Raw genomic sequence first — 15859 nt, 5'->3', positions numbered from 1 at the left:
TTAACAATCTACCAAATTCACCCCAACAGCCAATCCACCTTCTGAGGTTTCTTTGTATTTAGAGTTCATATCTTTAGCAGTTTCCCACATCGTTGAAACAACCTTGTCTAAGGGTACCTTAACGTTTTCCGGATTGGTTTCTAAAGCTAATTCCGCAGCGTTAATCGCTTTTATGGCTCCCATAGAATTACGTTCTATACAAGGAACTTGAACCAAGCCACCTATAGGGTCACAGGTAAGTCCGAGGTGGTGCTCCATTGCTATTTCGGCAGCCATCAATACTTGCTCTGGTGTTCCGCCCAGTAATTCTGTTAATGCTCCCGCAGCCATTGCTGAAGAAACACCAATTTCAGCCTGACAACCTCCCATGGCCGCCGAAATCGTTGCTCCTTTTTTGAATATACTACCAATTTCGCCAGCCACTAATAAAAACTTTTTAATTGACTCGAAATCGGCATCGTGATTTTCAATCACCATATAATACATAAGTACTGCTGGAATAACACCGGCGCTTCCGTTAGTAGGGGCGGTTACAACACGGCCAAGAGAGGCATTAACTTCATTAACGCTCAAGGCAAAACAGCTAACCCATTTTAAAATTTGCCTGAATTTCACTTCCGTTTTACGAATAGTTTCCAGCCATTCTTGAGGGTTGTTATAAGTGAGTTCTCCTTTGAGTTTGTTATGCATGTCATGTGCACGACGTCTTACATTTAATCCTCCGGGTAAATTTCCTTCAGTATGGCAACCTATATACATGCATTCAAGCATGGTATTCCAAATACGCTTTAATTCAAAATCAATATCATCTTCATTACGAATGGATTTTTCATTTTCTAAAACAAGTTCAGATATAGGTAAATTGAGGTTTTTACAATGCTCTAATAATTCGGTACCTAATTGAATTGGGTAAGGAAATGTTTTAAAAATTTCCTTGTTTTTCTTTGAGTTTTTACGCGTTTCTTCCACAACAAATCCACCACCTATAGAATAGTAGGTATGTTTTTTAGGTTTTCCATGAATGATAGCTGTAAATACTAAGGCATTTGCATGAAATGGCAAGAATTTTTTATTGAAAACTATTTGTTCTTTAATATCAAAATCTAACTCAATTTCATTGTTGAAATTAATTTTTTTAGAGGTTTTAATAGTTTCTATAATACTATTGATAGATTCAACTGGAACATATTCGGGATCAGCACCACTTAAACCCAACATAACGGCTAAGTCGGTAGCATGTCCTTTACCTGTAAGTGAAAGCGAGCCGAATAGGTCTACTCGAATCGTTTCAACTTTATCAAAATTATTTGCTTTTTTAAGTTCTTTAATCCATAATTCGGCAGCACGCCAAGGACCTAATGTATGAGAACTTGAGGGTCCAACCCCTATTTTAAGCATATCAAAAATTGAAATACATTCCATTTACGAAAACGTTATAATTGCGCGCAAATATACAAGAAGTTTTGAGAGATTAGACTTCTGTAGGTTTTTCAAAATGTTAAAAATATAGTTGGAAATAAGAGGGGATTACAAATGAATTATATTAATAATTGATATTGAGATGTTTGTGAATATTTAAAGAGGCTTCATCTTATTTTTAATAAGATATGATATGTAAATGATTTAATTTATTTTGTTTTAAATGATTGAATATTTAAAGTTTCAATCACATTATTGTAATCGTTTAAATCTACAGCATCCACGTTATCTGCAGGGATTACTACTATTCTAAAAACTTGATTTTGAGTCCACCCATCATCAAGTAAACTAAAATCTATATCACCATCTAAAAATAGGCGAACATCATCTTGTGTGAAATCAAAATTATAGGTTAAAGTGCCTTCATTAAAAATGGTGCTTTGTGGTAGTGGTCTCCAAATATCCTGACCATTATCTGTTGCCCAAGAAATATAAGCCATAACCACATCGTACGGATAGACCTGAAAGCCGTACGCTTCAAAATGCTCGTAATTATTATTTGAATTAAAATTGATTTCAATCTCAAAAGCATCAGAAACGATTAATCCTCCATCTCTACCTGGTGGGCCTGGAGGACCCTGTGGCCCCTCACATGCCATAAAGATTAATGATAGTGTAATTATTTGAATAAGTTTTTTCATAGCAAAGCATTTAAGTGATATTAAATGTACGAATTCTTTTTTGATTTAGAATTTGCCTAAATCTACTAAAGTAAATCTCAAATTTCTTTTGTTTTTTCAAAAATATTAAAGTGTGTGTTATGTTTTAGAATGCTTCACCAATTCTAAAATAAATGCCCCAATCGTCTTTTCCAACGGCTGCATCAATACCAATATTAAATTTTACCTTTTTAAAAGCGGCATACCTATAACCAACACCGACACCTGGATAAGCCTTCCAATCAAAATCTTGATTATCGGAACCATAAATAGTTGCTAATGCTGCGAAACCTACTAGCCCCATATTATTGTCAAAATTGTAACGGTATTCTCCTTGTAAGGCCATTAAACCATCGCCACGATATTTGCCCTCAGAGTACCCTCGAATATCTTTTCCTCCAATTACAACTTGTTGTTCGAATACAATATCGCCTAATCCAAATAGCCCTGAAAATCGGGCGGCCACCACATCTTTTTCTTTTCTGGTTGAGAAATACATATTGTATTCGGAAAGTATTTTTGTTGCTTTAATATTATTACCTAACCATTCTGGATAAGTAACATAACGTAATCTGGTGTTAATTCCTTTAGTTGGGTAATATTGCGCATTTCTAGAATCGTATAATAGGTTTAATTGAAGTGAATTTGTTTGGTTAGATGTAGGCGGTCGGATGTCGTTTTCAAAATCAGTATCGAATTGAGCGTAAGTATAGTTTATTCCTCCATAAAATTTTTGAATTATTTTACGTTGAATACCTACATTAAGTACTGTTGCCTTTGTACCATAGTCATAAAATTCTGGATTTTCGTTGCCCTCCATGAAAAACTGAGAATTTAAGTTGCCTATCCCACCAAAGATTGTAGCGCGCCAATTATCTTCATTGAAGTACAATTTATTAAAAAAAACAATAAAGTAAGATTTGTTTGTTGTATAAACAGCTGCTAAACCTGATAATGATTTTGGAGAAACTTGATCTTCTGAATCCAAATTATACATAACCATAGGGATGGCACCTATCATAAATTCCAGATTTCTATCATAACTTAAAAATGGCATGACATTAAAATTAGCTTTTTTGGTCTTTGTGCTATCGTTTTCTGAGACTGATTTTTGTTGAATTTCCTGAGCATGGAGGTTGAAGAAAGAAAAAATTACGCAAAACGCTAAGCTTCTAGGTATAAATGATTTCATAGGAGAGAAAGTCTTGTTAGTTCATCAATTATAAATATACTGTTAAAATGTTTAATAGTTTAAATCTTTATAATTTTATTTTGAATGTAAGCAAAGCTCTTGATAGCATTATGACACGTTGTCAGTATTTATTGATTGGCACAGTCATTGACCTTAGTATGCTGAATTTAAAATAGAACTTTCAACACAATTAATAAAAAATATTATGAGTAAAATTATTGGAATAGATTTAGGAACAACAAATTCTTGCGTTTCCGTAATGGAAGGTAACGAACCTGTTGTAATCCCAAATGCGGAAGGTAAGCGTACTACACCATCGGTTATTGCTTTTGTAGAAGGTGGTGAAATTAAAGTTGGTGATCCAGCCAAGCGTCAGGCAGTAACGAACCCAAATAAAACTGTTTATTCAATTAAACGTTTTATGGGTAATAAATATTCTGAATCTCAAAAAGAAGCAGAACGCGTACCATATAAAGTAGTAAAAGGAGATAACGATACACCTCGTGTAGATATCGATGGTCGTTTATATACACCTCAAGAATTATCTGCTATGATTCTTCAAAAAATGAAGAAAACGGCAGAAGATTACTTAGGTCAGGATGTAAGTGAAGCAGTAATTACTGTACCAGCTTACTTTAACGACTCACAACGTCAGGCTACAAAAGAAGCTGGAGAAATTGCAGGATTAAAAGTTCGTCGTATTATTAACGAACCTACGGCTGCAGCATTAGCTTATGGTTTAGACAAAAAAGGAACAGACCAAAAAATTGTAGTATTCGATTTTGGTGGTGGTACACATGATGTTTCTATCCTTGAGTTAGGTGACGGTGTATTTGAAGTATTATCTACGGATGGAGACACACATTTAGGAGGTGATGATGTAGATGAAAAAATCATCAACTGGTTAGCAGATGAGTTTAAAGCTGAAGAAGATATGGACTTACGTAAAGACGCTATGTCTTTACAACGTTTAAAAGAGGCAGCTGAAAAAGCTAAGATTGAATTATCATCTTCTGCTCAAACAGAAATTAATTTACCTTATATCACAGCAACAGCTTCAGGGCCAAAGCACTTGGTACGTACATTAACACGTTCTAAATTTGAGCAATTAATCGACGATTTAGTAAAACGTACTATCGCGCCATGTGAATCTGCATTAAAAGCTGCTGGATTAAGTAAAAGTGATATCGATGAAGTAATATTAGTAGGTGGTTCTACTCGTATTCCTGCAGTACAATCGGCTGTTGAGAAATTCTTCGGTAAAGCACCAAGTAAAGGTGTAAACCCTGATGAAGTTGTTTCTTTAGGTGCAGGTATTCAAGGTGGTGTATTAACTGGTGATGTAAAAGATGTATTATTACTAGACGTTACGCCATTATCTTTAGGTATTGAAACTATGGGTAACGTAATGACTAAGCTTATCGAAGCTAATACAACCATCCCTACTAAAAAATCACAGGTATTCTCTACGGCTGCAGATAACCAGCCATCAGTAGAAATCCATGTGTTACAAGGTGAGCGCGCTATGGCTGCCGATAACAAAACCATTGGCCGTTTCCACTTAGATGGTATTCCACCGGCAAAAAGAGGAACACCTCAAATTGAAGTAACATTCGATATTGATGCGAATGGTATTATTCACGTAACAGCAACAGATAAAGCGACAAATAAAACGCAGGATATTCGTATTGAAGCATCTTCAGGATTAACAGAAGAAGAAATCCAGAAGATGAAGCAAGAAGCAGAAGCAAATGCAGAGGCAGATAAAGCAGCAAAAGAAAAAGCTGAAAAATTGAATGCAGCAGATGCGATGATTTTCCAAACAGAAAGTCAGCTTAAAGAATTTGGTGAAAAATTATCTGATGATAAGAAAAAACCAATTGAAGAAGCGCTTGAGGAATTGAAAAAAGCTTACGAAACTAAAGATGTAGCTGTTATCGATCCGGCTTTAGAAAAAATTAATGAAGCTTGGAAAGCTGCCAGTGAAGAAATGTACAAAGCACAAGCTGAATCACAACAAGGTGGTGAATCAGAGCCTGGACCGGATGCTAGTCAAAATGGACAGTCTGAAGGAAGTGATGTGGAAGACGTAGATTTCGAAGAAGTGAAATAAATCTAGTTTCTGAAAATTTTCAGAATGCATAATTAAAAAAACGCAATCATTAGTTTGATTGCGTTTTTTTGTGAACTAACTCAAAACTTAAATAATATTTCCTTTAGTATCAATTTTAACAGTTTCTTTTTTTCCATTATGATCTATTTTAACCTTGTAAAATTCAAGAACACGTTTATTCTCCGAATAAGAAAGAACATACAAATTGGATTGTATAATCGCACCTGGAAAATTAGAATTTATACAACTTCTTATGATGCGAGGTAAGCGAATGTCGCAAAACCGTTCATTTGTTTCTATTAGCTTGCCAACTTTGTCATATTTAGCAATAATCTGTCCTTTGTAGTTCTCATTTTCTTTAAAAACTACCGTGTAAGATTTTTTTGGATTTTTAAAAACGGGTTGTTTGGTAATATTAAATTGAGCCACTTTCTTTTCTAAAAAAGTTATACGTTTACAATCTTTAAAAGCGGCTGTGGCTTTAAAATAATCAATGTGAGCTACATTGGTTACAGCTCTATAACTGATTTCTCTTATATGATTGTAATAAGGTGATGGATCATGATTGTACGCAATCTGAGCGTGATTTAAGAGAGTGTAAGCGAAAGCAATTACACAGATAATAATGTGTTTCATAATAATAAAATTTAATTAGTGAGGGTTAAGCAAATGATATTATTAGGAAGGGAGAAAAATTATTACTTTAAAATTATAATAGAGACAGGAAATAAAATGCTACTAAAGTAGCATTTGTTAAATTAACTCATTGATTGTTAATAACTTTTAGAAGTTGTTTATTTTGTCAAGAAGCCTGAACATGTTGGTAATTTCTATGTTTTTATGTTTGATATTAATAATGCCTTCTCGTTTAAATTGTTGTATTTCACGATTTATAACGGCTCGAGTGGTTCCAATAAGTTGAGCTAGTTCTTTATGAGGAAGGTTGTTAATGTGTTCAATTTTATTTGTAGAACAATTTAAATTATTTAGAAGTAGTCGAGCTAATTTGGTTGATGTATCGTCGGTACTGGAATAAGCAACATATTCCTCAAGAGCCTTAAGTTTTGTTGTTGTGTAAAGTAAAAGCGATTTGTAAAAACAAGGGTTTTTTAACATCCATTCTCTCAAAATTAGTGTAGGTATACAAATAAGGTCGGTTTTATCTAATGTTTCATAGAATACCGGCTTCGAATGGTCAGGTAATTGTAATAAATTATGAACATCGAAAACATCATTCTTGGTTAGTAGGAAAAGGGTTATTTTTCGATCTTTTAAATCGTTAAAATAATATACTTTAACACGTCCTGCTAATATAATATGAAAATGACAATTTGTTTTAGAAGCATTTAAAATACAGGTTCTTTTAGGCAAGTTATTAAGTATGGAAGATTTAATTAAGACACGAAGATTATCTTCAGAAATCTCACTAAACAAAGAATTTCTTTTCAGTATTTGAAATAAATAATCTTCATTTTTTACAACCATAATATATTAAATGGTGTTACCAATTATTATTAGTAAAGATTATTAGGGAGAGTTCATGTGTTGAATACATTGTAATATAATGAATTTTGACGGGAGATTCTAATTAAAATACATTTTATTACAATAAGCGATTTAATTAAAATACTTTTGACGTATTAATTAAAGCTATGGAATTTTCTAATAAAATTAAATCTACATATACCGTAAAGCGTTTGGCTGTAAAACTGAATGCTAAAGGAGAACTATATGTATCTCAAGGGCATCCTTGGGTGTTTTCAAATAATATTATTAAGATTAGTGATAATGCTAAATCTGGAGATTTGGCTATAATATTTAGTAAGAATAAAAATAGAGTAATAGGTGTTGGACTTTATGATGCAAATTCACCAATTAGAATAAAAATGCTTCATAGCGGTATTGATAAGGTTGAAATTAATTCTAGATATTTTGAAGGGAAGATTGAAGAGGCTTTTGCTAAGCGGTATGACTTATTACAGACCAAAACGAATAGTTATCGTTTAATTTTTGGTGAAAATGACGGATTTCCTGGTCTTATTGCAGATGTTTATGATAAGGTCTTAGTCGTTAAAATATATTCGGATATCTGGATGCCATATCTAGACACCATGGTATCTAAGTTACAGGAAACTGCTGAAGCGAAGACCGTAGTTGTTCGATTAAGTCGTAATGTGGAAAATTTAAAAGGGCATCGACTAAAGAATGGTGATGTAATTTATGGTGAATTGGAAAATGAAGTGGTTCAATTTGTTGAACATGGAGTTCATTTCTCAGCTAATGTTATTAAAGGACATAAAACGGGTTATTTTTTAGATCATCGAGCAAATCGTAAACAAGTTGGTGAATGGAGTAGGGGGAAGACTGTTTTAGATGTTTTTAGTTATGCCGGTGGTTTTTCTGTTCATGCACTCAGTAACGGAGCCAAAAGTGTAACTAGTTTAGATATTAGCAAACAAGCGCTTGAAATTGCTGTTGAGAATGGAAAACTGAATAATTATTCAGGCACCCATTACACTATTGCTGGTGATGCCTTTGAAGAGTTAAACAAGCTAATTAAAAATAATGTCACTTTCGATGTGGTGGTTATAGACCCTCCAAGTTTTGCTAAACAGGCTTCCGAAATAGATTTGGCTAAAAAGAAGTATGCCCAGTTGGCTGCATTAGGAGAAAGGTTAACAGCTAAAAATGGGTTGTTGGTTTTAGCGTCTTGTTCTTCACGTGTTACTTCTACTGCGTTTTTTGATATAAATACCCAAGTATTAAATGCTGCTGGACGTTCTTATAAGATTATTAAGTCAACGACGCACGATATTGATCACCCAGTAAGTTTCCCTGAGGGGGCATATTTGAAATGTGGTTACTATAGGTTCAGAGATTAATACTTGTATTATGCATGCATAATATTTGGTATATTTGAATAAATCAAAAAAATTATGCCAAAAAAATTAACCGAAATACTTCAGATTAAATATCCTATTATTCAGGCGCCTATGTTCTTAGTTTCAAATACCGAAATGGTGATTGCAGCGATGAATGAGGGAATCGCAGGATGTATTCCGGCTTTAAACTATCGGACTTTAGAAGAATTAAAGCAGGCCATAATGGAACTTAAAAGTGCTAAACCAAAAGGAGGTTCGTTTGGATTTAATTTAATCGTAAATAAGTCAAATATTAAATATAAAAATCAGTTAGATATACTTTGTAAAGAAGGTTGTGATTTTATTATAACTTCTTTAGGGAGTCCAGAGGAAACTATTAGGCGTGCTCATGAGGTTGGTATTAAAGTGTTTTGTGATGTGGTTGATTTAAAATATGCAAAAAAAGTAGAGGCCTTGGGTGCGGATGCTTTGATAGCGGTTAATAATGAAGCAGGTGGTCATCGAGGCGAATTAAGTCCAAAAGAATTAATAACAGAATTGGTTACTAATTGTAAAATTGCGGTAATTTCTGCGGGAGGTGTGAGCAGTAAAGCAGATGTAGATAGAATGCTGAGTTATGGAGCCGCCGGTGTTTCTGTAGGAAGTCCTTTTATTGCTTCAGAAGAAGCCGGTGTTACTGATGAATATAAACAAGCCTGTGTGGATTATGGTGCAGAGGATATTGTAGTAACCGAACGAATATCTGGAACACCATGTACGGTTATAAACACCCCATATGTTCAAAAGGTAGGAACTAGGTCGACATGGATAGAACGGGTTTTGAACAAAAATAAGATATTAAAGAAGTGGATTAAAATGCTACGTTTTTCTATTGGTATGGCTGCAACGAAAAAAGCAGCTACCGAAGTTACTTATAAAACTGTTTGGGTGGCCGGGCCCAGTATAAAAAATACCAATGCTATTTTGCCTGTTAAAGAAATCATTAAAAAATTAATTAGTTAAAAAACAATCTGTTACAAATATCTCTATGTAGCACGTCGGTAAAATATGTATTTCATCTAAATTGTTTAAAAAAATGCAAAAAAGTTTAAACAAAATATATTGTTTATAGTATATTTGAAAAAGTTAAACAAAAAAACACAAATCATGAAATCAAAAATTTTATCTCAAAGCCCCCAGTTTTTGACCTACAAATTATTGATATCTCTTTTCTTTTCTTCCTTATTAATTTTGGTATCGTGTAATAATGAATCTATAGATGGTAATGAATATGAGGCATCTAAAGGTAATATTGTTGCAGTACTTAAATCTTTTGATACTAATTCAGAAGTAGCAAGTAAAACTATTAATGGAAAGCGAGGAAACGAAAAACCAACATTTAAAGCCTTAACCGTTGCCCTGGCTAAAACGGGTTTATCAGGTATTTATTCCTCAAATCAATTAACAGCTTTTGCGCCAACAGACGCAGCCTTTGAGAAGTTGGGATTAAACCATCAAAATATAGCAAGTGTACCTAATCTAGCTAGTATTTTGCTTTATCATGTAGTAGTAGGGAAAGTATACAGTACAGATTTACAAAATGGTTTTGTTGAAACTCTTAATGGTGCTTCTGTTGAAATTAACTTAGGCGATGGTGTCATGGTAAATATGGCAAATGTAGATTTGGCATATGTTGATATTGAAGCTCGTAATGGTGTTATTCATGCTATTGATTCAGTTTTATTTCCACCCGCTGGAAATATTGTAGAGGTTGCTAGTAGCTTCGATCCGGAATTTACTAGCTTATTGAAGGCTGCTACTATTGCAGGACTGGCCGATGTTTTAATGATGGAGGATATGTATACTGTATTTGCTCCAACAAACGAGGCTTTTGAAAATTTAATCTCAGGTTTAGATGGGTTCAATTCCTTAGATGATTTTGATTCCGAAGATGAAATTGAATTATTAAGAAAGATTGTGCTGTACCATGTCGTGCCAGGAAAAGTGTTTTCTACAGATTTAAGTGATGGTTACACGCCTACAGCGAATGGAGCGGCAGTTATGGTGAAAATAGATGGTAACGTTTATATAAACGATGCTATGGTTACTGCAGCAAATGTTCAAGCTACTAATGGTATAATTCATGTTATTGATAAAGTGTTGTTGCCTCCAATGCAAAACCTTAAAGATTTAGCGATTAGTGCTTTTGGTATTGATTCTTCTTTAGTTCAAGCCGTAATAAAAGCCGGGCTGGTAGATGCTTTAGAATCAGGAGGACCATACACCGTTTTTATTCCAACCGAAGAAGCTTTTGTTAATTTAATTGGAGAATTGGATGGTGTAGAGTCTTTAGATGATTTAGACGCAGCAACCCTAGAAGCTGTTTTAAAATATCATATCGTGGAAGGGCGAGTGTACTCCAGTGATTTAATGAGTGGCTGGGTAGAGACATTAAATGGTACATTCAATATTGATGTAAACACATTAGAAATTACAGATAATAATAATCGTGTTGCTATGTTAGATGCTGCAAGTTTAAATATTCAAGCTACAAATGGCGTAGTGCACATAATTAATAAAGTTTTATTACCTTAAAATAGTTGGTTGATTTGTTTATTTAACAAATTTATTTAGTTAGTTGTTGAGAAGGCGCAGAATAATAACTGTGCCTTTTTTTATTATTTTTAAGTTCAATTATTTTAAGAAATTTTGATATCTGACCATGCTTCTTTAATGCTGCCATAGCTGCAAGTGTTACGTCTAAATCCATCGGTCATAACGGTGTCTTTTCTTAAGATACTTTCTGAACGTAGGATTTAAGGTCGGCAGGTGAGTCAATTTTACTTGGAGTGTATTGTAGTAAATTAGGTTCTTGTGCAACATTTATTAGGTGTTTGTCATTGCTTAAATCTAACAAATTAAGTTTGACATATTGGTTTTCTAGGGACGGTATTTTCATAAGTAATTGACTTTACAAATAGAATTGGTTTTAAATTCAGGTTAAAGTTTAGTGCTTTCATGAAGCATTTTGTACTTTTACTTGCTATAATAAAAATACAATATTTCCATGCATTTATCTAAAAGTGAGATTTTAGAACGGGCTAATGCTATTACAAGAAACACCTTAATGGAAACCCTAGAAATTACCATGGTTGATTTTGGGGACGATTTTGTAGTGGGACGTATGCCAGTGAATAATCGTGTTTACCAACCTGATGGTGTGCTTCATGGTGGGGCTACCGTGGCTTTAGCTGAAACGACAGGTAGTTTTGCAGCCGAATTGCTATTGGATACTAAAGCGTATTTTGTTCGTGGAATTGAAATCAGTGCCAATCACATAAAGAGTGTACGGTCGGGATATGTTTATGCCAAGGCTAAGTTTGTTCACAAAGGAAAAACCACTCAATTGTTCGAAATTAAAGTCACCGATGATGATGAAAATTTAATTTCTATATGTAAACTTACCACGATTTCACTGCCTAGAAAATAATAATGACCATAGAAGACGCCTTAATTCGTATTGAAAATCAATACAAGGATAAATTACCGTTTGTTGTTTATAGAAAACCTAAAGAAGTAATCATAAATGCCTTGCTTCAAAAGGATGATATAGTTTATTCTGCCATATCTTTCAAAGAGAGCGGGTTTGTTTTCTCTCCTTTTGAAAATATAGATGAGACTGTATTAATTCCTAAGGAGCACTCAGAAATTATTCAACTACATCATCAGCAGAATTTCGAAGTAGATAGAACTTTAAGAGTTGATAATTCAGTTCAGGATGAAACGGAAAAGAAACATCATATCGCTCTTGTAAAAAAGGGAATAGAAACTATCAAAGCACACAATTTGGAGAAAGTTGTTCTATCCCGACAGGAAAAAGTTGATATTACCGTTGATAATCCTATTCATATTTTAAAGGAATTATTAAATGCGTACCCTTTGGCTTTTGTTTATTGTTGGTATCATCCTAAAATAGGTTTATGGTTAGGTGCTACTCCAGAAACCTTAATTAAAATAGAAGGAAATCGATTTTCTATTATGGCATTAGCTGGAACACAAGTGTATAAAGGTACCTTAGATGTGGAATGGCAGTATAAAGAGAAAGAAGAACAGCAATATGTTACCGATTATGTTATAGATAGTTTGCAACCATCTGCAGAGCAAATTAAAGTATCTGATACAGAAACCGTTCGAGCTGGTAATTTGGTTCATTTAAAAACTATGATATCGGCCAGGTTAAAAGCAGGAATAGGTCTTAAGGAAATAATCACGACCATTCACCCAACTCCAGCGGTTTGTGGATTGCCAAAAGCAGCATCGAAACAATTTATTCTAGAAAACGAACCTTACAACCGTTCATTCTATACTGGGTTTTTAGGTGAATTAAATTTTGAAAGTACTAAAGCACCGAGAACAGGTAGGCGCAATATTGAAAACAGAGCCTATGCAATTAATAGAAATGCTACGCAATTGTATGTGAATTTACGATGTATGCAATTACAAGATTCTCATGCTATAATTTATGTGGGAGGAGGAATAACAAAAGATTCCAATCCAGAGAGTGAATGGCAGGAAACTGTATCTAAATCTCTAGTTATTAAAAATGCCTTGTAATTAGGGAATTTTAAGAGCTATCGTTACTTTTGTATTTATATTATGTAGTATATGATTTATTCAAAAATACCACTGGCTCAAACCGTGGTGGAATTGTGCAAAGTTAAAGGTATTAAACATATCGTTATCTCTCCAGGAAGCCGAAATGCTCCTCTAACAATTGGGTTTACAAACGATTCTTTTTTTAAATGTTACAGTATAGTAGATGAGCGTTGTGCCGCATTTTTTGCTATGGGAATTGCCCAGCAAATACAAAAGCCAACGGCTGTGGTATGTACTTCAGGAAGTGCTTTGTTAAATTATTATCCGGCAATTTCAGAAGCTTATTACAGTCATATACCTTTAGTTGTTTTGTCGGCCGATCGCCCTAAACATTTAGTAGGTATTGGTGATGGACAAACCATAAACCAGAAAAACGTTTTTGAAAATCATATTTTATATTCAGCAAACTTAAAGCTTGACATAAAAGATGAAAAGAACATTCCTGGGAATGAAGACTTACCCATGATCAAGAATATTGAAGATAAGTTAGAACGTTTTTTAGGACTTCAGAAGGATATTCAAAGTTTTAATGAGGAAGCTATTAATACTGCTATAAACTTTTCGATTTTAAAGAAGGGGCCAGTTCATATAAATATACCTTTTGATGAGCCTTTGTACGAAGTAGTAGATAAATTATCGATTTCCCCAAAAGCCACAGCGGTAGTTTCAAAGAATAAACAACTTGAGAATTATACTATTCAGGAATGTTTAGAAGAATGGAATGCGGCTTCCAAAAAAATGGTTTTGGTAGGGGTTAATGGTCCTAACGAAATAGAAAAACAATGGCTTGACGAATTAGCGAATGATGATAGTGTTATTGTTTTTACCGAAACGACATCAAACCTATATAATCAGAGCTTTTTACCAAGTATCGATCAAATCATTGCTCCGCTTTCTGAAGATGAAAAGAAAGCATTACAGCCAGATATTCTTCTAACCTTTGGAGGTCTAATTGTTTCGAAAAAAATAAAAGCCTTATTACGTAAATATCAACCTAAGCATCATTGGCATATCGACAAAAAAGAAGCGAATGATACTTTTTTCTGTTTAAGTAATCATATTGAATCGACACCGAACGAATTTTTTGAAACGTTTCTACCAAAAATTACTCATTATGTAAAAAGTCAATATGGACCGTTCTGGGGAGCTGTAAAACAAAGACGTCTTAAAAAACACAATCAGTATTTAAATGACATACCATTTTGTGATTTTAAAGTTTTTGACATGGTTTTAAAAGCTATTCCAAATAATTACATACTTCAAGTAGGGAATAGTTCGGCCATTAGATATACGCAGTTATTTACTATAAATAAAACGCTTGATGTTTATTGTAACCGTGGCACAAGTGGCATTGATGGAAGCACTTCTACAGCTATTGGGTGCGCTGTAGGAGCTAAAAAACCAACCGTATTTATTACAGGAGATTTAAGTTTTTTATATGACAGCAATGCGTTGTGGAATAATTACATTCCTAATAACTTTAGAATTATTGTAGTGAATAATTCAGGAGGAGGTATTTTTAGAATTTTGCCTGGTCGTAAAAACACGGATAATTTTACCACGTTTTTCGAAACCACTCATAACCTAACGGCTAAACATTTATGTGCTATGTATAATATTGGCTATAAATCGGCTTCGACCACATCGGGATTAGAAACTGCTTTAAAAGCTTTTTATACTGAAAGTGAGCAGCCTAAATTATTGGAAATATTCACACCTAATGAAGTAAATGATGAGGTCTTATTGAATTACTTTGAGTATTTAAAGTAAATCGAAAAATCTTGCTAAATATTAGTACTTTTGCTGCATGATAAACATAGGACGAGTAAATACATTAGAAATACTACGTGAGACCGATCACGGAGTTTATTTGATAGATGAAGAGGATAATGAAGTACTATTACCAAATAGGTACGTTCCTGAAACGTTTAAGATTTGGGACAAGATAGATGTATTTGTTTACTTAGATAATGAAGAACGTCCTGTGGCGACTACCGATATGCCTTTTATCCAGTTAAACGATTTTGCATTATTGCGATGTAATGAAGTGACTGAATTTGGTGCATTTCTAGACTGGGGATTGGTAAAGGAATTATTTTGTCCATTTAAAGAACAAGCCTTTAAAATGAAACCTAAAGGCTGGTATCTGGTATATTGTTACTTAGATGAGAAAACAGGACGATTAGCTGCTTCTAGTAAAACTAATCACTTTTTAAGTAATAAAGAACTAACGGTAAGTCAGTTTGATGAGGTAGATATTATTGTGTCGCATCCATCAGATATTGGTATGAATGTGATTGTAAATAAAAAGCACACGGGTTTAATTTATAATGATCAAATATTTACTGATTTAAGTGTAGGTGATAAGCTCAAGGGGATTGTTAAAAAGATACGACCAGGTAATAAACTTGATATTTCTTTGGGGCAAATTGGTTATAGAAATATAGAACCTAACGCCGAACGTATATTAAAGGAACTAGATGATAATAGTGGTTATTTAAATTTAACCGATAAATCTAATCCTGAGGATATAAAGGAAATGTTACAGATGAGTAAAAAGAACTTTAAAAAAGCAGTTGGGAATCTTTATAAGCAGAAAAAAATAGTAATTAAATCAGATGGGATTTACCGTCTTTAATTTGTTGATTTTTATTGCCGTTTTACTCCAAATTACTGCATCTTCAAGGTTACTGAAATTTTTATAATTGAAATTAAAAAACAGTTTCTCTATTTCAACAGCACTGCGGGCTTGAAAAGTATAAGTTACCGTAGCGCAACTAATTAAATTTGGGAAAGTATCTGATATGCTTTGACCATCAGTACAGTTTATTGAATAAGAGTTTTTTCGATTGCTTATGTAGCCAAAATTCTTTTTACCGTAAAAATCTTTAATAATTTT

Annotated in this window: 14 protein-coding genes; 8 read left to right on the top strand and 6 right to left on the bottom strand. The window is 33.6% G+C overall.

All coding sequences use genetic code 11. The features are described 5' to 3' along the window. The 3 genes from H611_RS0106015 to H611_RS0106005 form a co-directional block, all read right to left on the bottom strand. On the bottom strand, positions 1–1422 hold the full coding sequence (locus H611_RS0106015) for an L-serine ammonia-lyase (RefSeq protein WP_027137501.1): 1422 nt from the start codon (positions 1420–1422) through the stop codon (positions 1–3). Between the two features lie 206 nt (positions 1423–1628). Continuing rightward, positions 1629–2120: a hypothetical protein gene (locus H611_RS0106010; protein WP_027137500.1), complete on the bottom strand. Its 492-nt coding sequence runs from the start codon at positions 2118–2120 to the stop codon at positions 1629–1631. A 124-nt stretch (positions 2121–2244) separates the two neighbouring features. Further along, complete coding sequence (locus H611_RS0106005; protein WP_027137499.1) at positions 2245–3330, bottom strand: BamA/TamA family outer membrane protein; 1086 nt, start codon at positions 3328–3330, stop codon at positions 2245–2247. A 205-nt stretch (positions 3331–3535) separates the two neighbouring features. On the opposite strand from H611_RS0106005, the gene dnaK reads away from it, so the two are divergent. Then, entirely contained in the window at positions 3536–5443 is a 1908-nt protein-coding gene (gene dnaK, locus H611_RS0106000) for a molecular chaperone DnaK (protein WP_027137498.1), read from the top strand. 87 nt (positions 5444–5530) lie between these two features. On the opposite strand, the gene H611_RS0105995 is transcribed toward dnaK, so the two are convergent. Together H611_RS0105995 and H611_RS14040 are read right to left on the bottom strand one after the other, a co-directional pair. Continuing rightward, positions 5531–6079: a hypothetical protein gene (locus H611_RS0105995; RefSeq protein ID WP_027137497.1), complete on the bottom strand. Its 549-nt coding sequence runs from the start codon at positions 6077–6079 to the stop codon at positions 5531–5533. 147 nt (positions 6080–6226) lie between these two features. After that, positions 6227–6928: a Crp/Fnr family transcriptional regulator gene (locus tag H611_RS14040; RefSeq protein ID WP_051238743.1), complete on the bottom strand. Its 702-nt coding sequence runs from the start codon at positions 6926–6928 to the stop codon at positions 6227–6229. A 167-nt stretch (positions 6929–7095) separates the two neighbouring features. Between H611_RS14040 and H611_RS0105985 the strand changes: the two genes are divergently transcribed. The 3 genes from H611_RS0105985 (at position 7096) to H611_RS0105975 (ending at position 10899) form a co-directional block, all read left to right on the top strand. Next, complete coding sequence (locus tag H611_RS0105985) at positions 7096–8325, top strand: class I SAM-dependent rRNA methyltransferase (protein WP_027137496.1); 1230 nt, start codon at positions 7096–7098, stop codon at positions 8323–8325. A gap of 54 nt (positions 8326–8379) precedes the next feature. Then, positions 8380–9327 carry an NAD(P)H-dependent flavin oxidoreductase gene (locus tag H611_RS0105980; protein ID WP_027137495.1) on the top strand — a complete coding sequence of 316 codons (948 nt, stop codon included), beginning with the start codon at positions 8380–8382 and terminating at the stop codon, positions 9325–9327. Between the two features lie 144 nt (positions 9328–9471). Further along, positions 9472–10899, top strand: a complete 1428-nt coding sequence (locus H611_RS0105975) for a fasciclin domain-containing protein (protein ID WP_027137494.1) — start codon at positions 9472–9474, stop codon at positions 10897–10899. A gap of 196 nt (positions 10900–11095) precedes the next feature. On the opposite strand, the gene H611_RS14750 is transcribed toward H611_RS0105975, so the two are convergent. Beyond that, complete coding sequence (locus H611_RS14750; RefSeq protein WP_157515060.1) at positions 11096–11263, bottom strand: hypothetical protein; 168 nt, start codon at positions 11261–11263, stop codon at positions 11096–11098. Between the two features lie 108 nt (positions 11264–11371). Between H611_RS14750 and H611_RS0105960 the strand changes: the two genes are divergently transcribed. From H611_RS0105960 to H611_RS0105945, 4 genes are read left to right on the top strand one after another with little or no spacing between them, the layout of a single operon-like run. Further along, the gene (locus H611_RS0105960; RefSeq protein ID WP_027137493.1) at positions 11372–11794 is read left to right on the top strand and encodes a PaaI family thioesterase; all 423 of its coding nucleotides are present in this window, start codon (positions 11372–11374) and stop codon (positions 11792–11794) included. Between the two features lie 2 nt (positions 11795–11796). After that, positions 11797–12918, top strand: coding sequence for a chorismate-binding protein (locus H611_RS0105955; RefSeq protein ID WP_027137492.1), 1122 nt, complete (start codon positions 11797–11799; stop codon positions 12916–12918). 51 nt (positions 12919–12969) lie between these two features. Next, positions 12970–14730 carry a 2-succinyl-5-enolpyruvyl-6-hydroxy-3-cyclohexene-1-carboxylate synthase gene (gene menD / locus H611_RS0105950; RefSeq protein ID WP_027137491.1) on the top strand — a complete coding sequence of 587 codons (1761 nt, stop codon included), beginning with the start codon at positions 12970–12972 and terminating at the stop codon, positions 14728–14730. Positions 14731–14767: 37 nt separating this feature from the next. Next, complete coding sequence (locus H611_RS0105945; protein WP_027137490.1) at positions 14768–15598, top strand: CvfB family protein; 831 nt, start codon at positions 14768–14770, stop codon at positions 15596–15598. The last annotated feature ends 261 nt before the right edge of the window (positions 15599–15859 follow it).

Source organism: Gaetbulibacter saemankumensis DSM 17032 (assembly GCF_000425645.1).
GTDB lineage: Bacteria > Bacteroidota > Bacteroidia > Flavobacteriales > Flavobacteriaceae > Gaetbulibacter > Gaetbulibacter saemankumensis.
Note: the sequence above shows the minus strand (reverse complement) of the source record. Positions and strands in the feature narration are given on the sequence as shown.